Source organism: Micromonospora rhizosphaerae (assembly GCF_900091465.1).
In the GTDB taxonomy this organism is placed as follows: Bacteria; Actinomycetota; Actinomycetes; order Mycobacteriales; family Micromonosporaceae; genus Micromonospora; species Micromonospora rhizosphaerae.
Genome location: NZ_FMHV01000002.1, coordinates 459,085 through 474,445, shown reverse-complemented (window position 1 = coordinate 474,445; position 15,361 = coordinate 459,085). Strand labels below are relative to the sequence as shown.

The following is a 15,361-nucleotide window of genomic DNA, read 5'->3' as shown; positions in this document are numbered from 1 at the left end:
GGACGCTAACCGCCCGGTACGACGAAACCCCAGCCGGAAACGAAACACCGCCGGCGTGGTGGTCACCACGCCGACGGTGCCGTCGACAGTGCTCGCGCCCGGGTCAGCCGCCGTGGCCGGAGCCGCCCTTGCCGGCCTCGGTGCCAGCCTCCGCACCGTGCTCGCGGCTGATGATCGGCGAGGCCGGCGCGCCCGGCGTCAGCGGGACGCCGATCGGGGCCGGGGTCTTGAGGGTCTTTCCGTTGCCGAAGTCGAAGACCAGGTTGACCTGCTGGCCGGAAAGGAGATCCTCGTTCAGGCCGACGAGCTGGAGGAAGCGGCCGGCGGTGGTGCTGAGCTGGGCGTAGCCGAGCGCCGGGATCTCGATCCGGGCCGGCTGGCCGGCCGGGGCCGACGGGCTCGGCGAGGCGGACGGGCTGGCCGGGGCCGACGGGCTCGGGGCCGCGGACGCGCCGGATTCGCTCGGGCTGGGCGAGGCGGAGCCGATCTGGGTCGCCGACTCGCTCGGGCTCGGCTCGGAGCCGGCCGGGGTCGAGCCGGAGAGCAGGATCTCCCGGGCGCTGTCCGTGGTGACGGTCACGGTCACCGGGTCGTGGGTGTCGTTGTAGATCACGACGTTGATCGGGGCGTTGCTGCCCGCCTTGTAGCCCTCGGTGCCCGGGTACTGCACGTAGAGGCCGCGTACCTTGTAGCCGGCATCCGGGGTCTGGACGTTGATACCCTGGACCGACGGGTTCTTGGCGGAGGTCTCGGCCACCTGGCCGGCGCCGCACCCGGACAGCAGCAGGCTGGTCGCCGCCGCCGAGCCGGCCAGCAGCAGCGCCGCCCGCCGGGAACCCCTGATCGAGCGCGTCACGTCGGTCCTCCTCGTCACAATCCCACCCGGCCGTACGCCGGGCACGGTGGCCATACCCGCGCAGACCGCGCTCCAGGGTAGTTGGGGCTGATCGACGGCCGCACGCCGACCCGGTAATGCCACCTTCCCGGGTGCCGGTCAGATCACCCGGCCGCTCGCCACCAGCAGAACCACGTCGATGAGCGCCACCACCATCACCGCCCGGAAGGCGGCCACCGGGCGGCCGCCGCCCCGGGCGGCGGCGCGGCTCGCGTACCAGCCAAGGACCGGCACCAGGATGGCGGCCGCGACCGCCGACAGGCCGGCCCACGACGGCGGCCCGGGCGGCCCGACGACCAGCGCGACGGTGGCGGCGAGCAGCAGCCCGGCGGCGGCGGCCCGGCTGCCGGCCGGGCCGAGCCGGTGCGGCAGCCCGCGCACCCCGGTCCGGGCGTCGTCGGCCAGGTCGGGCAGGACGTTGGCGAAGTGCGCGCCGGCGCCCAGCAGGGCCGCGGCGCCGACCAGCCAGTACGGCGGCGGCGGCGCGCCGGGCAACGCCAGCACCACGAAGGCGGGCAGCGCCCCGAAGGACACGGCGTACGGCAGCACCGAGAGCGGGGTCGCCTTCAGCGGCCAGTTGTAGAGCAGCCCGGCGCCCAGCCCGACCGTGGCGCAGAGCGCGGCCGTGCGGTTGGTGGTCAGGGCCAGCAGGAGGGTCGCCGGCACCGCCACGCGGACGGCCAGGCCGAGCGTGCGCCGTCGGACCGCGCCGGCGACCACGGGTTTGTCGGTACGCCCCACCGTGGCGTCCCGGTCCGCGTCGATCAGGTCGTTGCTCCAGCCCACGGCGAGCTGGCTGGCCAGCACGGTGAGCGCCACGGCGGCGATGCCGGCCGGGCGGTGCCCGACACCCCACGCCAGCAGCCCGGCCACCGCGGTGACCGCGGCGACCGGTTCCGGATGGCTCGCCCTGACCAGCCCTAACACCGTGGACGACATAAGGGAAGTCTGGTTGTTACCGGGGAGTCGTGCCACGCTCAGTCCATGCGAGACGGTGCCCCGGTGTCCACACCACCCCGGGTGCTGCCGCCCAACGACCCCCGCCAGTACGACGACCTGGCCGGCGAGTGGTGGCGGCCGGACGGTGCGTTCGCCATGCTGCACTGGCTGGCCCGGGCCCGCGCCGCGCTGGTGCCGCCGGCGCCCCGGCCGGCCGCCCTCCTGGTCGACCTCGGCTGCGGGGCCGGCCTGCTCGCCCCGCACCTGGCCGGGAAGGGCTACCGGCACCTCGGGGTGGACCTCACCCAATCCGCCCTGGACCAGGCCGCCGCGCACGGGGTGACCGTGGTCAACGCCGACGCCACGGCGGTCCCGCTCGCCGACGGCTGCGCTGACGTGGTGGCCGCCGGCGAGCTGCTGGAGCACGTGCCGGACTGGCGGCGCGCGGTCGCCGAGGCGTGCCGGCTGCTGCGGCCGGGTGGCCTGCTGGTGCTGGACACCCTCAACGACACCGCGCTGTGCCGGCTGCTGGCGGTGCGGATCGGCGAGCGGCTCCCCACCGTGCCGCGCGGCATCCATGATCCACGGTTGTTCGTGGACGCCCGCGCCCTGGTCGGCGAGTGCGCCCGGCACGGCGTCCAGCTGCGGCTGCGCGGGATCCGCCCGGAGCTGGGCGGGGCGGTCGCGTGGCTGCTCCGCCGGCTGCGCGCGTCCAGGGTGGGCACCGGCCCGACCGCCGGTCCGGGAGGGACGGAGCCGCGGATCGTGCCGACCTGGTCCACCGCCGTGCTGTACCAGGGCCACGGGGTCCGGAGCGGGTAGCCGGGGCCGCCCGGGGTAGAGGGGACGCCGAGAAGGGGGCGACATGACTGTGCACGCGCTGGAGGCGGCGCGCCGGTTGGCGCCGCGACTGGCCGCCCGCGCGGCGGAGCACGACCGGGACGGCTCCTTCCCGGTCGACGACTTCGGCGACCTGCGGGACGTCGGGCTCTTCGGGCTGATGGTGCCCCGCGAGCTGGGCGGGGCGGGGGCCACCTTCGCCGAGTACGCCACCGTCGCCATCGAGCTGGCCCGGGGCAATGGCGCCACCGCCCTGGTCTTCAACATGCACGCCTCGGTCACCGGCGCGCTCGGCGCGGTCACGGAGGAGTTGGCCGAGGCGCTCGGCGTACCGGAGGAGGCGCTGGCCGCCCGCGACCGGCTGCTCCGCGCGGCGGCCGAGGGCTCCTGGTACGCGGTGGCGATGAGCGAGCGCGGCGCGGGCGCCCGGTTGTCCCAGCTCAGCACCGTGTACGAGCCGGTCGACGGCGGCTGGCACCTCAAGGGCAGCAAGACCTTCTGCTCCGGGGCCGGGCACGCCGACGGGTACCTGGTGGCCGCGCGCAGCGCCGCCGACCAGTCGGTGGTCTCCCAGTTCCTGGTCCCGGCCGGGGACGGGTTGACCGTCGAACCGACCTGGGACTCGCTCGGCATGCGCGCCACCTCCTCGCACGACCTGCACCTGGACGTCACCGTCCCGGCCGACCGGCTGCTCGGCGGGGTGGAGGGGCTGGCCCTGGTGGTCGCCCAGCTCATGCCGCACTGGCTGGTGGCCAGCTACGCCGCCGTCTACGTCGGGGTGGCCCGGGCGGCGATCGACGCCGCCGCCGAGCACCTGAACGCCCGCAACCTCGCCGGCCTGCCGGCGGTCCGGGCCCGCCTCGGCCGGGCGGACGCGGCGGCCGCGGCGGCCGAACTGGTGGTGGCCGAGGCGGCCCGCCGGGTCGACGAGGCGCCCGGCGACGCGGAGACGAACCGCTGGGTGTGGCGGGCCAAGCTGATGGCCGGCACCACCGCCGCCGAGGTGGCGGCGTCCATGCTGGAGGCGGCCGGCACCTCGGCGACCCGCCGGGGCCACCCGCTGGAACGGCTCTACCGGGACGCCCGGTGCGGATCGCTGCACCCGGCCACCTCGGACGTCTGCGCCGACTGGCTCGGCATAGCGGCGCTCGGCGGCGACCCGGACCGCGACGGCTCGGCCCCTCGTTGGTGAAGCGTGAGGAACGAGCCGGGGGTGCGGGTCCCGACGTCGCGAACGAGGGGCGGCGCGGTGACCACGGGGCTCGCGAACGAGAGGTGGGGGACATGGCCGTGCCGGTGATCGCGGGTCTGGGTACGGCGTACCCGCCGGCCGTCGGGCAGGACGAACTTTGGGCGGGCTTCTTCTCGAGGCACTTCTCCGGCAGCACCCGGGCGCTCGCCGAGCGGATCTTCGCCAACTCCGGCGTCTCCCGCCGGCAGGCGGCGGTCAACCCGCTGCTGGAGGACGTCTCGGACTGGCCGACCGAGCGCCGGATGCGGCGCTACCAGGTCGAGGCGCTGCCGCTGGGCAAGGAGGCGGTGGGCCGGGCGCTCACCTCGGCCGGCCTGGACGCCGGCGACGTCGGCCTGTTCATCGTCTGCTCCTGCACCGGGTACGCCACCCCGGGGCTGGACATTCTGCTCGCCCGGGACCTGGGCATGGCCCCGGACACCCAGCGGATGTTCGTCGGTCACATGGGCTGCTACGCCGCGCTGCCCGGGCTCGGCGCGGCCGGCGACTTCGTCACCGCCCGGGGGCGGCCGGCGCTGCTGCTCTGCGCGGAGCTCACCAGCCTGCACATCCAGCCCGCCAGCGCGCGGGTGGACACCCAGCAGATCGTCTCGCACGCGCTCTTCTCGGACGCCGCGGTCGCCGCCGTGGTCGTCCCCGGCGGCCGGGGGTACGCGCTGCGCGAGGTCAGCTCGGTCACCGACACGTCGACCGCCGACCACATGACCTGGGACGTCACCGACACCGGCTTCCGGATGGGGCTGTCGGCGAAGGTCCCGCAGGTGCTTTCCCACCACGTCCGGGGTCTGGTCCACGGCCTGCTGGCCCGGCACGGCCGGGCCGCGTCCGAGGTGGACGGCTGGGCGGTGCACCCGGGCGGGCCGCGCATCCTCAACGTGGTGGAACGGGAGCTGGCGCTGCCGCCGGAGGCGCTGGCGGCGTCCCGGGCCACGCTGGACGAGCACGGCAACTGCTCCTCGCCGACCGTGCTGCTGATCCTGGATCGGCTGCGTCGGGCCGCGGCACCGCCGGACGGGATCGTGCTGCTCGCCTTCGGACCGGGCCTGACCCTATACGCCGCGCTCCTCGACCGCACCGATTGACCGCCGTCGTCCGTGGTCGCCCCGGCCCGGCGGGGTGCCGGGGGCGTCCGGGAGACGGCGGAACGCACCGGCGCCCGGGTTCGTGGCCGGACAGCGTCGCCGCCGGGGCTACGCTCGCCGCATGGGCGCGGGGGCGGACGACCGGTTGCGCGGTGGGCTGATCGCCGGGTTGGCGCTGGCCGCGCTGGCGGCTGGCGGATGGTGGTGGCGCGCGGCCGCGCCGGCCAGCGGTCCGGTCCCGGCGGCGCTGAGTTCAGCCCCGGCGCCGGTGGAACAGAGCCCGGTGGACCGGTTCCTGGTCGACCCCGAGAACGGGTACATCATTCAGGCCACGGGGGCAGATCCGGACGAACCGCTGGTGCTCCACCAGAAGTCCGGCGCGGCGATGCCGGAGGTCTCGCACGTCGTCTGGGAGGACCGGTCCCGCCTGGCGGCGGGGGACGTTCCGCTGGCCCGCCAGTCCAGCTCGTCGTACGGCGAACGGCACATGCTGGTGGTCACGTGCTCCGGCTCCGGGGCTCTCACGGTCACGATCGCCGGCTCCCTCGATGACCGGCCGGGGCAGCGGGTGCCCTGCTCCGGCTCGCCGACCACGCTGGCGCTGACCTCGGCCGGCGGCCCGCTGCTGGTGCGGTTCACCGCGGCCGACGGCGCGGTGGACCTCGACGCCAGACTGGTCGCGGTCTTCTGAGCCGGCCGCCGGCGGGTGCCGGGCCGGGGCGATCAGGCGGCGATGCGCGCCAGGTCAGCGCGGTAGTCCTCGACCGTGCCCAGCTCGGGCACCACCCGGACCAGGGTGCCGTTCCGGTCCACCAGCAGGGCGGTGGCCGTACCGGGGCGGGCAGGCAGGTGGAGGAAGGCGCGCAGGCCGCCGGCCGGGTCGGCCAACGCGTGTACCGGCGCTCCGGCGGACGGCGGCGCGGGGCGGCGCACCTCCCGACCGCCGGCCACGGTGACGACGGTGACGTTCGGCGGTGCGGCGGCGGCCGCCTCGGCGACCCGGTCCGGGCATGGACACGCGTCCACCAGGATGATCACCGCGGGCAGCAGGCCGCGTAGCGGCACCGGGGACTCGTCTGGGTCGACCAGGTCCAGCGCTGGCAGCGGCCGGTCGGTGAGCAGGCTGGTCGTCGGGTACGGGACGACCGTCGGGCTCCCCGCGGACCGGGGCGAGCGGGGCCAGGTGACCGCCACCAACCCGGTGAGGGTGGTGAGCACGGCCACCAGGAGGATCAGCACCGGCAGGCCGAGCGGCGGCTGGCCGTCCAGCCGGGGCGCCAGGCCGAGTCGGTGGTGCCCGCGCTGCCCGGCCGCCCGCCGGCGCAGCTCGCGGCGGACCTGCCGGGCCTCCTCGGCGAGCGCCGAGGCGTCGTCGGGGATGACCACCCGACCCCACTCCGGGGGCAGGTCAGGCAGCCCGTCCGGTGGCCCGTGGCCCTCTGCGTCAGGCATGCCCATCGGACCCCCAGGAACCGTCGCGGTGAGCGGACATCGCGCGTCCACCTCCAGCGTCCCGCACCGGTCGGCGTATCGCTACACCTGGGCGCGTCCGCGATCGGAGAGATACCATGGGAAGAGCGCAACGCCCTAGATTCGACGCTCCGATCACCCGTACCGGGTTGTCATCCGCGGGTCACGGAGTGTGATGGAGTCATCGGTTTGACCGCCTGTCAAGCTGAAGAAATACCTCTCACAGGGCCCCTGAGCTGCGCCAACGGTCAGGACAGCGGTGAGACATCGGTGTCTGAGCGTGTTACCCTAGACACAGCGAAAGGGGTTTCGAACCTATGGTTTTCAGTGTCGGCGAGACCGTTGTTTACCCCCACCACGGGGCCGCACTCATCGAGGCAATCGAGACTCGGGTCATCAAGGGCGAGCCTAAGCAGTATCTCGTCCTGCGGGTCGCGCAGGGTGACCTGACGGTCCGGGTGCCCGCCGAGAACGCCGAGATCGTGGGTGTGCGAGAGGTGGTCGGCGAAGAGGGCCTGGGCAAGGTCTTCGACGTGCTCCGTGCACCGCACACCGAGGAGCCGACCAACTGGTCGCGGCGTTACAAGGCGAATCTGGAGAAGCTGGCCTCCGGCAACCCGCTGAAGGTCGCCGAGGTCGTCCGCGACCTGTGGCGTCGGGAGCGGGAGCGGGGCCTGTCCGCGGGCGAGAAGCGCATGCTCGCCAAGGCTCGCGACATTCTCGTCGGCGAGGTCGCGCTGGCCGAGAAGAGCACCAAGGACGAGGCGGAGACGCTGCTCGACAAGGTGCTGACCGAGGCCTAGTTCTCACAGCATCCTCGTACCCACCCCGTAGCAAAGAAACCCGAGGACCGCGACGTGACCGCGCAGCTCAATCCGCGCGGTGACGTCGCGGTCCTCGTGCCTGCGGCCGGTGCCGGCGTGCGCCTCGGGCCCGGCGCCCCCAAGGCGCTCCGCCCGCTCGCCGGCGAGCCGTTGCTGGTGCACGCGGTACGCCGGATCGCGGCGGCACCCTCGGTGCACACCATCGTGGTCGCGGCGCCGGCCGCCGACGTCGAGTCGGTCCGGTCGATGCTCGCGCCGGTGGCCCCGGTGACCGTCGTGCCCGGCGGCGCGGAGCGGCAGGCCTCCGTGGCGGCCGCGCTGGCCGCCGTCCCCGCCGGGCCGGAGATCATCCTGGTGCACGACGCCGCCCGGGCGCTCACCCCGCCCGCGCTGGTCGAGTCGGTCGCCGAGGCGGTCCGCTCCGGCCAGGACGCGGTGATCCCGGTCCTCCCGGTGGTCGACACGATCAAGGAGGTCGACGCCGGTGAGCGGGTCCTCGGCACGGTGGACCGGTCCGCGCTGCGCGCGGTCCAGACGCCGCAGGGCTTCCGCCGGCCGGTGCTGACCGCCGCGCACGCCGCGGCTGGAGATCCGCTGACGGACGACGCCGGCCTGGTCGAGAAGCAGGGCGTTCCGGTGGTCTGCGTCCCCGGCTCGGAACTCGCTCTCAAGATCACCCGGCCGTTCGACCTGGCTCTCGCCGAGCACCTGCTGGCAGCCGAGGCCTGACGCGTACCCTCGGGTCATGATCGTTCCTCGGGTGGCCATCGGCACGGACGTGCACGCGTTCGAGGCCGGCCGGCCCTGCTGGGTCGCCGGGCTGCACTGGCCGGGGCAGGACGGCCTGGCCGGGCACTCGGACGCCGACGTTGCCGCACACGCCGCCTGCAACGCACTGCTCTCCGCCGCCGGGCTCGGCGATCTGGGCGCCAACTTCGGGGTCGACCAGCCGGAGTGGGCCGGGGCGTCCGGGGTGGCGCTGCTCACCGAGAGCGGCCGGCGGGTGCGGGCGGCCGGCTTCCGGATCGGCAACGTCTCGGTCCAGGTGATCGGTAACCGGCCCAAGATCGGTCCGCGCCGTGAGGAGGCGCAGCGGGTGCTCTCCGCGGCCGTGGGCGCCCCGGTCACCGTGTCCGCCGCCACCACCGACGGCCTCGGCTTCACCGGGCGCGGCGAGGGGCTGACCGGCATCGCGGTGGCCCTGGTGTACGAGGCCCCGGCCGAATAGCGTGGCGGCCCGGGATCCACGGGGATCCCGGGCCTCGCTCGCTCCCGCTGCTCAGTCGACGTCGGTGCAGACGTTGTGCGTCGTGCCGTGCCGCATCGTGATCGTCTTCTCGCCGGTCAGGCTGAACTCGACCACGAACTGGCCGTCGACGATCCACACGCCCCTTGGCAGCGAACCGCCGTTCTCCCGGAAGCCGAGCAGCACCGGCCCGGTCACGGACCAGGTCATCGACCCGTCGGTGCCGTAGTCGACCAGCGCGCTACCGCTCGCGTCCGCCGTCGAGGTGGCCCCGGTCTCCAGGTTCGTCACCCGGTCGATCAGGGCCCCCTGGTACAACTCCCGCTTCGGGGAGCCGTCCGGGTATGTCGCCAGCGTCAGCTTGCGGACCTCGTCCACGATCGGCTCGACGCGTACGGCGAAGTCGCACCGTGCCCCGGCGGGCGTCTCGAACCCCGGCTGCGGTGCCGGCTCCCACGCGCCCGGGGCGATGTCGCCGCTCGCGGCGGACGCGGCGGTGGGTGCGGCCGCGACCAGTGCGGCCGCGGCCAACGCCACTCCGACGCTCCTGCTGAAACGCATGATCACTCCATCCGTGCTGTTGATCGGGCCGGACCAGGATCACCAGCCCGGCTCACCACCCGCTCACCGCGCGGCGTCCGACGGACGGGACCGCACCCGCCCGCCGCCGTGCCGGCCGGCGCGGACCCACCACCGACTCACCGGCCGGTGACAACCGGCGACGGGGGCCAGGCTGTCCTGGTTGGTATGGAATTCCGACTGCTCGGGCCGTTCGAGTCACGCCACGAGGGTCACCTCGTCGAGGTCGGCAGCCGGCGCCAGGAGCGCTGCCTGCTCGGCGTCCTGCTGCTCGACCTGGGCCGGCTGGTCACCACCGACCGCCTCATCGACCTGTTGTGGAACGGCTGCCCGCCGGCCTCGGCGCGAGGCGTCGTGCAGACGTACATCGGCCGGTTACGGGCGTCGCTGACGCCGTACGGCGTGCGGATCAGTACCCGGGGCGACGGCTACCTGGTCGAGGCGGACGGGCACCGGGTCGACGTGGCGGAGTTCGGCGCACTCACCCGGCAGGCCAGCGACGCGGCCGATCCGGCCGAGCGGGTGCGGCTGCTCGACCGGGCGCTGGCGCTCTGGCGGGGTCCGCTGCTCGCCGACGCGGCCGACGACGAGCTGCGAGAACGACTCCAGGGCACGGTCGAGGAGCTCCGGCTGGTCGGTATCGAGCTGCGCGCCGAGGCCCAGCTCGCGCTGGGTCAGCACGCCCGGGCGATCGCCGAGCTGATCCCGCTGACCGCGCGGTATCCGACCCGGGAACAGCTCGTCGCCACCCTGATGACCGCCCTGTACCGGGGTGCGCGGCGGGCCGACGCGCTGCGGCTCTACCGGACGACCCGGGAGGTGCTGGTGAACGACCTCGGGATCGAGCCAGGGTCGCGACTGCGCGAGGTGCACCGCCGGGTCCTCCGCGGTGACGACCGGCTCGACCGGCCCGGCCGACCAATGTACGAGGTGCGGGTCCGCGACGAGAGCCTGCCGTGGAACGTCGGCGGGCACCCGGCGCTGGAGTTCTGCAACACCTTCGCCGGTTGGCGGCACGAGCCGCCGCTCCCGGGGTCGGAGTGGCTGCGGGGCTACCGGACCCTGGCCGTGTGGGCCGGCCACGTCGGGCTGATCGACGACGTCTCGGTGAGCCGGCTCCTCCACCTCGCCCGCCACGACCCCGGCCAGGCCGAGGCCGTGCTCACCGAGGCCCGCGCCCTGCGCGCCGAGCTGTACGCCTGCCTGACCGACCCGGCGAACGGGCGGGCGTTCGACGTGGTCGCCCGGCACGCGGAGGCCGCCGCCAGGACGCTGGTGTTCCGCCGGGAGGCCGACGGGCGGGGACGCTGGTGGCCGGACCTGGCCGCCGGGCTCCGGCTGCCGCTGCATGCCGCCGCGTGGAGCGCCGCCCAACTGTTGGCCGACCCGCGCCGGCTGACCGTCCGGGTGTGTCCGGACGAGCACTGCGGTTGGCTCTTCCTCGACGAGGGCGGCCTGCGTCGCTGGTGCAGCCTCGGCACCTGCGGTCGCCGGGCCGCCCAGGCGCCCTGCCGCAGCGCCTGACCTCGTCGTGCCGGCCGGACCCGCTTCCCGGCGAGGCGGCGTCCGGTGGGCGCGCCGGGGCGGTCGTGGTCGGCGTAGCGCCGGAATGCCGACTAGGCTCGCCCCGATGTCGAGTGACGCCGCCCCCGACCAGTCCGCCGCCGACGGCTACCTCCAGCGCGCGCAGCTCCTCGCCGAGCTGGGTCGCTACGACGAGGCCGCCGGGGAACTTGGCTATGCGATCGCGATGGACCCGGCGAACGCCGAGGCGCTGACCATGCTGGCCCGGGTCCACCTCGCCGCCGACCGGTCGACCGAGGCGCTCACGGCCGCCGACGCGGCGGTCGCCGCCGCCCCTGGTGCCGTACCGCCGCTGGTCGCGCGCGGGTTCGCCCTGGTCGACCTGCGCGAGTTCAAGGCCGCCGCCGGCACCGCCGACGAGATCCTGGCGCTCGGCCCGACCGACGCGTACGCCCAGCGCAGCGCCGCGGCGATCCTGGCCGGCTCGCGCAACGGGCAGCAGGCGCTCAACGCTGCCTGGCGGGGTGTCGAGCTGGCCCCGGAGGAGCCGCAGGCGCACCTGGTGCTCGGTCTGGTGGCGGCCCGGCTGGAGCTGTTCGACCTGGCCGAGCGCGCCTATCGGGAGGCGCTGCGGCTGGACCCGGAGCTGGCGGTGGCCCGGCACGACATGGGCGTGATCCGGCTGGAGCAGCGACGCTACACCGAGGCGCTGGAGCACCTGACCGAGGCGGCCGCGATGGACCCGGCGCGGATGGACTCCGGTCGTACGATCTCCGACGGACTCCGCCGGCTGGTGGTCTACGGCGCCGGCTGGTCGCTGGTCGCCACCGTGCTGGTCGCCTTCCTGGCCCCGGGCGGCCCCGGCTCCTCGCGGGTCTTCGCGGCGCTGGCGGCGCTCGGTGGGGCGCTGGTGGTGTGGCGGCAGGCGGCGCGGCTACCGGGTCTGGTTCGGACGATCCTGCCTGGCCTGCTCCGCTCCGACCGGAGCCTGGCCCTGGCCCTCTACGCGGTGGCCGCCGCGCCGGTGCTGCTCGTGCTCTACACCTTCGTCGGTACGCCGTGGCCGCTGGTCGCGGCGATCACCGCCACGGCCCTGGCCGAGTTCGCGGTGCTGTCCCGTCCCGCGCGCTGATCGTTGGTCACCGGACCACCGGCGGTGTCATTCGTCCATGACGGGTGCGGCCGGGGCGGTCTGGCCTTCGCCGGAGCTCGTCCGGCTCCGGGCGGCGCTCCGGCGAACGACCCTGATCAGCACTACCCGCGACGCGCCCAGGTCCAGGCGTACCCGGCGTCCTCGCAGGCCGACGTCGCGTCGCAGAGGTCGAGGGGCCGGAAGGTGTCGACCATGACGGCCAGCTCGTCGAAGAAGTCCACCCCGATCGAGCGCTCGGCGGCACCCGGCTGCGGCCCGTGCGTGAAGCCGGACGGGTGCAGCGAGATGGAGCCCTGCTCGATGCCGGAGCCGCGCCGGGCCTCGTAGTTGCCGCCGGTGTAGAAGAGCATCTCGTCGGAGTCGACGTTGTGGTGGTTGTACGGCACCGGGATCGCGTCCGGGTGGTAGTCCACCTTGCGCGGCACGAACGAGCAGATCACGAAGTTCGGGCCCTGGAAGGTCTGGTGCACGGGCGGCGGCTGGTGGATCCGGCCGGTGATCGGCTCGAAGTCGTGGATGGAGAACGCCCACGGGTACATGTGCCCGTCCCAGCCGACCACGTCGAACGGGTGGTTGGCATAAACGTGACGAGTCCAGACTGTGCCGCTGCCGTCCGGGCGTGCCGCCCGGGAACGGTGCCGGACCAGCACCTCGACGTCGGTGCCGTCGACCAGCAGCGGGTTGTCCGGTCCCCGGACGTCCCGCTCGCAGTACGGCGCGTGCTCCAGGAACTGGCCGCGCACCGAGAGGTAGCGCTTGGGCGGGCCGATGTGCCCGGTCGCCTCGATGGCGAGCAGCCGGGTCGGCTCGTCACCGGTCGGCACGAGGCGGTGGATGGTCGAGGTCGGGATGATGACGTAGTCGCCGGCCACCGCGTCCAGCACGCCGAACGGCGACTCGACCCGCAGCGACCCCGACTCGAGGTAGAGGCAGTGGTCGCCGGTGGCGTCGCGGAACAGCGGGGACGGCCGGTCGGCCAGCACGTACGCGATCCGGACGTCGTCGTTGGCGAGCAGGTACTGCCGGCCGAGCACCGGGTCCGCGCCGGTCCCGTCGAGCTTGTGGGTACGCAGGTGGCGCGGCTTGAGCGGCAGGTTGGGCGCCCGGGTGAAGGTGGGCGGGGTGAACTCCTCGGCGGCGACGATCGCGGTCGGGGCGTACCGGTGGTAGAGCAGGGACGAGTCGGAGGAGAAGCCCTCCTGGCCCACCAGTTCCTCGGCGTAGAGGCTGCCGTCGGGCTGGCGGAACTGGGTGTGACGCTTGCGGGGCACCTCGCCCACCCTGCGGTAGTACGGCATCTCGCCTCCCGTTATGTCCCGTTCTCCGGCCAGTGACGTCCGATAATCGGACGCGGTTGTCCGTTCCTTGTAGCGTCCCGTAAATTCTTGTCTCGTGTCAACGCAGCTGCCCCGACTCCTGGCCGGCCTCGTCGACGACGCCGCCGTCTTTCCGCCCGGCAGCGCCTCCGTGCCGGACGCGGTCGTCGCCCACCGGCGGCACCGCACCGCCTGGTACGCCGACCTGGTCGGCCCGCTGCTGCTGCCGGCCTCGACGCTGCCCGAGTTGGCCGGCCTCCTCGACGCCGACGAACGGATCGCGGTCGGCGTGATCGCCGACGTGCCGATCGGTCAGCTCCACGAGGTGCGCGCGGGGGCCGATCCCCGGATCACCGTCCGGCAGGTCGAGTCGGCGGTCGCCAAGCGCGGCGAGGACCCGCAGCCCGGGCTGGCCGACCTGATCAAGCTCACCGAGCGGCTGGACGGCGTCCACGTCCACGCCGAGGTCCCGCTGACCTTCGGGTTGATGGCCGCGCTGGACACCCTCGCCGAAGCGCGGGCCGGCGGGCTGCCGATCGCGGCGAAGTTCCGGACCGGCGGCCTGGCCGCCGAGCTGTTTCCCACCCCGGTCGAGCTGGCCGCGGTGATCTGCGCCTGCCGGGACCGGGAGCTGCCGTTCAAGCTGACCGCCGGGCTGCACCACGCGGTGCGCCACCGGGACCCGGAGACCGGCTTCACCCACCACGGCTTCGGCAACGTGCTCGCCGCCGCGCTCGCCGCCGTCGAGGGCGCCGAGGTGGACGCCGTGGCCGAGCTGCTCGCCGTGACCGATCCGGTGCGGCTGGTGGAGCGGGCCCGGGCCCGCCGCGACTCGGAGCGTCCGCTCTGGATCGGGTACGGCTCGTGCAGCATTGAGGAACCACTGACCGATCTGATCCGGCTGGGGCTGGTGAACGGGGGCTTCGAGGAATGACCTGGGTGACGGGTGCCGACGATTCGTCGTACGGGGTGACGAACCTGCCGTACGGGGTGTTCCGGCGCGGCGGGCAGGAGCCGCGGCTCGGCGTACGCATCGGGGACTTCGTGCTGGACCTGGCCGGCGCGGAGGCGGCCGAGCTGGTGCTGGCCGCCGGGGCGCTGTGCCGGCCCACGCTGAACGAGTTCATGGCGCTCGGCCGTCCGCAGTGGACGGCCGTCCGGCAGCGGGTCACCGAGCTGCTCACCGACACCGCTCACCGGCCGGCCGTGGAGCCGCTGCTGGTGCCGCTCCGCGAGGTCGAGCTGCTGCTGCCGTTCGAGGTGGCGGACTACGTCGACTTCTACTCCTCCGAGCACCACGCGGCCAACGTCGGGCAGATCTTCCGCCCCGGCCAGCCGCCGCTGCTGCCCAACTGGAAGCACGTTCCGATCGGCTACCACGGCCGGGCCGGCACGGTGGTGGTCTCCGGCACCCCGGTCGTCCGGCCCACCGGCCAGCGGGCCACCCCGCAGGGCCCGACCACCGGTGCCTCGGTACGCCTGGACATCGAGGCCGAGGTCGGCTTCGTGGTGGGGGTGCCGAGCCGGCTCGGTGACCGGGTCTCCGTCGACGACTTCGCGGACCACGTCTTCGGCGTGGTGCTGGTCAACGACTGGTCCGCCCGGGACATCCAGGCCTGGGAGTACCAGCCCCTCGGCCCGTTCCTGGGCAAGTCCTTCGCCACCTCGGTCTCGGCCTGGGTGACGCCGCTGGACGCGCTGGCCGGCGCCTTCGTGCCCGCGCCCGACCAGGACCCGCCGGTGCAGCGGTATCTGCACGACACCCCGCACCTCGGTCTGGACCTGGCCCTGTCGATCGAGTGGAACGGCGAGCGGGTCAGCGAGCCGCCCTTCGCGACGATGTACTGGACGCCGGCCCAGCAGCTCGCCCACCTCACTGTCAACGGCGCCTCGCTACGCACCGGGGACCTCTACGCCTCCGGCACCGTCTCCGGGCCGGACCGGAGCCAGGTCGGCTCGTTCCTGGAGCTGACCTGGGGTGGCGCCGAGCCGGTCAAGTTCGCCGACGGCGAGACCCGGACCTTCCTGGAGGACGGCGACACGGTGACCATCACCGCCACCGCGCCCGGCCCGGGCGGCACCACGATCGCGCTCGGTGAGGTGACCGGGACCATCCTGCCCGCCCGCTGAGTCGCCCTCGGCCACCCCGCTGGCGCCTCGGTGGCCCGCCTCGGTGGCCCGATCGCGACGCCGGTGGCGGAAATGTCACCAAGGGCTCCCCGTTTCGCGTTCACGCGCCGT

The 15,361-nt window shown here is 74.4% G+C and carries 16 protein-coding genes; 11 read left to right on the top strand and 5 right to left on the bottom strand.

What is annotated here, in order from left to right; all coding sequences use genetic code 11:
- Positions 1-103 precede the first annotated feature (103 nt).
- Complete coding sequence (locus tag GA0070624_RS02365; protein ID WP_091336237.1) at positions 104-856, bottom strand: hypothetical protein; 753 nt, start codon at positions 854-856, stop codon at positions 104-106.
- 138 nt (positions 857-994) lie between these two features.
- The gene (locus tag GA0070624_RS02360) at positions 995-1,834 is read right to left on the bottom strand and encodes a UbiA family prenyltransferase (protein ID WP_091336235.1); all 840 of its coding nucleotides are present in this window, start codon (positions 1,832-1,834) and stop codon (positions 995-997) included.
- Between the two features lie 45 nt (positions 1,835-1,879).
- Here GA0070624_RS02360 and GA0070624_RS02355 point away from each other — a divergent pair, with 45 nt between their 5' ends.
- The 4 genes from GA0070624_RS02355 (at position 1,880) to GA0070624_RS02340 (ending at position 5,699) form a co-directional block, all read left to right on the top strand.
- Positions 1,880-2,656: a class I SAM-dependent methyltransferase gene (locus GA0070624_RS02355; protein WP_091336233.1), complete on the top strand. Its 777-nt coding sequence runs from the start codon at positions 1,880-1,882 to the stop codon at positions 2,654-2,656.
- Between the two features lie 43 nt (positions 2,657-2,699).
- Positions 2,700-3,866 (top strand): acyl-CoA dehydrogenase family protein, encoded by a 1,167-nt coding sequence (locus GA0070624_RS02350; protein WP_091336230.1) that lies wholly within the window; start codon positions 2,700-2,702, stop codon positions 3,864-3,866.
- Between the two features lie 92 nt (positions 3,867-3,958).
- Positions 3,959-5,008, top strand: coding sequence for a type III polyketide synthase (locus tag GA0070624_RS02345; RefSeq protein ID WP_091336227.1), 1,050 nt, complete (start codon positions 3,959-3,961; stop codon positions 5,006-5,008).
- A gap of 121 nt (positions 5,009-5,129) precedes the next feature.
- The gene (locus tag GA0070624_RS02340; RefSeq protein WP_091336225.1) at positions 5,130-5,699 is read left to right on the top strand and encodes a hypothetical protein; all 570 of its coding nucleotides are present in this window, start codon (positions 5,130-5,132) and stop codon (positions 5,697-5,699) included.
- Between the two features lie 32 nt (positions 5,700-5,731).
- On the opposite strand, the gene GA0070624_RS02335 is transcribed toward GA0070624_RS02340, so the two are convergent.
- Complete coding sequence (locus GA0070624_RS02335; protein WP_091336224.1) at positions 5,732-6,466, bottom strand: hypothetical protein; 735 nt, start codon at positions 6,464-6,466, stop codon at positions 5,732-5,734.
- Positions 6,467-6,795: 329 nt separating this feature from the next.
- On the opposite strand from GA0070624_RS02335, the gene GA0070624_RS02330 reads away from it, so the two are divergent.
- Genes GA0070624_RS02330 through ispF form a run of 3 tightly spaced genes read left to right on the top strand, consistent with a single transcriptional unit; the run spans position 6,796 to position 8,530 of the window.
- The gene (locus GA0070624_RS02330; RefSeq protein WP_007073334.1) at positions 6,796-7,281 is read left to right on the top strand and encodes a CarD family transcriptional regulator; all 486 of its coding nucleotides are present in this window, start codon (positions 6,796-6,798) and stop codon (positions 7,279-7,281) included.
- 54 nt (positions 7,282-7,335) lie between these two features.
- Positions 7,336-8,031, top strand: coding sequence for a 2-C-methyl-D-erythritol 4-phosphate cytidylyltransferase (ispD, locus tag GA0070624_RS02325; protein WP_091336222.1), 696 nt, complete (start codon positions 7,336-7,338; stop codon positions 8,029-8,031).
- 16 nt (positions 8,032-8,047) lie between these two features.
- On the top strand, positions 8,048-8,530 hold the full coding sequence (ispF, locus tag GA0070624_RS02320; RefSeq protein ID WP_091336220.1) for a 2-C-methyl-D-erythritol 2,4-cyclodiphosphate synthase: 483 nt from the start codon (positions 8,048-8,050) through the stop codon (positions 8,528-8,530).
- A 51-nt stretch (positions 8,531-8,581) separates the two neighbouring features.
- Here the strand turns inward: ispF and GA0070624_RS02315 are convergent, their stop codons facing one another.
- Positions 8,582-9,109, bottom strand: a complete 528-nt coding sequence (locus tag GA0070624_RS02315) for a hypothetical protein (protein WP_091347982.1) — start codon at positions 9,107-9,109, stop codon at positions 8,582-8,584.
- A gap of 186 nt (positions 9,110-9,295) precedes the next feature.
- Between GA0070624_RS02315 and GA0070624_RS02310 the strand changes: the two genes are divergently transcribed.
- Together GA0070624_RS02310 and GA0070624_RS02305 are read left to right on the top strand one after the other, a co-directional pair.
- Positions 9,296-10,651 carry an AfsR/SARP family transcriptional regulator gene (locus GA0070624_RS02310; protein WP_091336218.1) on the top strand — a complete coding sequence of 452 codons (1,356 nt, stop codon included), beginning with the start codon at positions 9,296-9,298 and terminating at the stop codon, positions 10,649-10,651.
- A gap of 106 nt (positions 10,652-10,757) precedes the next feature.
- The gene (locus GA0070624_RS02305; protein ID WP_091336216.1) at positions 10,758-11,783 is read left to right on the top strand and encodes a tetratricopeptide repeat protein; all 1,026 of its coding nucleotides are present in this window, start codon (positions 10,758-10,760) and stop codon (positions 11,781-11,783) included.
- A gap of 122 nt (positions 11,784-11,905) precedes the next feature.
- Here the strand turns inward: GA0070624_RS02305 and GA0070624_RS02300 are convergent, their stop codons facing one another.
- On the bottom strand, positions 11,906-13,102 hold the full coding sequence (locus tag GA0070624_RS02300; protein ID WP_091336215.1) for a homogentisate 1,2-dioxygenase: 1,197 nt from the start codon (positions 13,100-13,102) through the stop codon (positions 11,906-11,908).
- 94 nt (positions 13,103-13,196) lie between these two features.
- On the opposite strand from GA0070624_RS02300, the gene GA0070624_RS02295 reads away from it, so the two are divergent.
- Together GA0070624_RS02295 and fahA are read left to right on the top strand one after the other, a co-directional pair.
- Complete coding sequence (locus GA0070624_RS02295) at positions 13,197-14,054, top strand: hypothetical protein (protein ID WP_091336213.1); 858 nt, start codon at positions 13,197-13,199, stop codon at positions 14,052-14,054.
- Positions 14,051-15,250, top strand: coding sequence for a fumarylacetoacetase (fahA, locus tag GA0070624_RS02290; protein WP_091336212.1), 1,200 nt, complete (start codon positions 14,051-14,053; stop codon positions 15,248-15,250). The genes GA0070624_RS02295 and fahA overlap by 4 nt, the downstream gene beginning before the upstream one ends.
- The last annotated feature ends 111 nt before the right edge of the window (positions 15,251-15,361 follow it).

Bases quoted from the DNA above. Each gene is read 5' to 3' on its own strand.
- GA0070624_RS02360 (WP_091336235.1), bottom strand. From the start codon at position 1,834: ATGTCGTCCACGGTGTTAGGGCTGGTCAGGGCGAGCCATCCGGAACCG.
- GA0070624_RS02355 (WP_091336233.1), top strand. From the start codon at position 1,880: ATGCGAGACGGTGCCCCGGTGTCCACACCACCCCGGGTGCTGCCGCCC.
- GA0070624_RS02350 (WP_091336230.1), top strand. From the start codon at position 2,700: ATGACTGTGCACGCGCTGGAGGCGGCGCGCCGGTTGGCGCCGCGACTG.
- GA0070624_RS02345 (WP_091336227.1), top strand. From the start codon at position 3,959: ATGGCCGTGCCGGTGATCGCGGGTCTGGGTACGGCGTACCCGCCGGCC.
- GA0070624_RS02340 (WP_091336225.1), top strand. From the start codon at position 5,130: ATGGGCGCGGGGGCGGACGACCGGTTGCGCGGTGGGCTGATCGCCGGG.
- GA0070624_RS02335 (WP_091336224.1), bottom strand. From the start codon at position 6,466: ATGGGCATGCCTGACGCAGAGGGCCACGGGCCACCGGACGGGCTGCCT.
- GA0070624_RS02330 (WP_007073334.1), top strand. From the start codon at position 6,796: ATGGTTTTCAGTGTCGGCGAGACCGTTGTTTACCCCCACCACGGGGCC.
- ispF (WP_091336220.1), top strand. From the start codon at position 8,048: ATGATCGTTCCTCGGGTGGCCATCGGCACGGACGTGCACGCGTTCGAG.
- GA0070624_RS02315 (WP_091347982.1), bottom strand. From the start codon at position 9,109: ATGCGTTTCAGCAGGAGCGTCGGAGTGGCGTTGGCCGCGGCCGCACTG.
- GA0070624_RS02310 (WP_091336218.1), top strand. From the start codon at position 9,296: ATGGAATTCCGACTGCTCGGGCCGTTCGAGTCACGCCACGAGGGTCAC.
- GA0070624_RS02305 (WP_091336216.1), top strand. From the start codon at position 10,758: ATGTCGAGTGACGCCGCCCCCGACCAGTCCGCCGCCGACGGCTACCTC.
- GA0070624_RS02300 (WP_091336215.1), bottom strand. From the start codon at position 13,102: ATGCCGTACTACCGCAGGGTGGGCGAGGTGCCCCGCAAGCGTCACACC.
- fahA (WP_091336212.1), top strand. From the start codon at position 14,051: ATGACCTGGGTGACGGGTGCCGACGATTCGTCGTACGGGGTGACGAAC.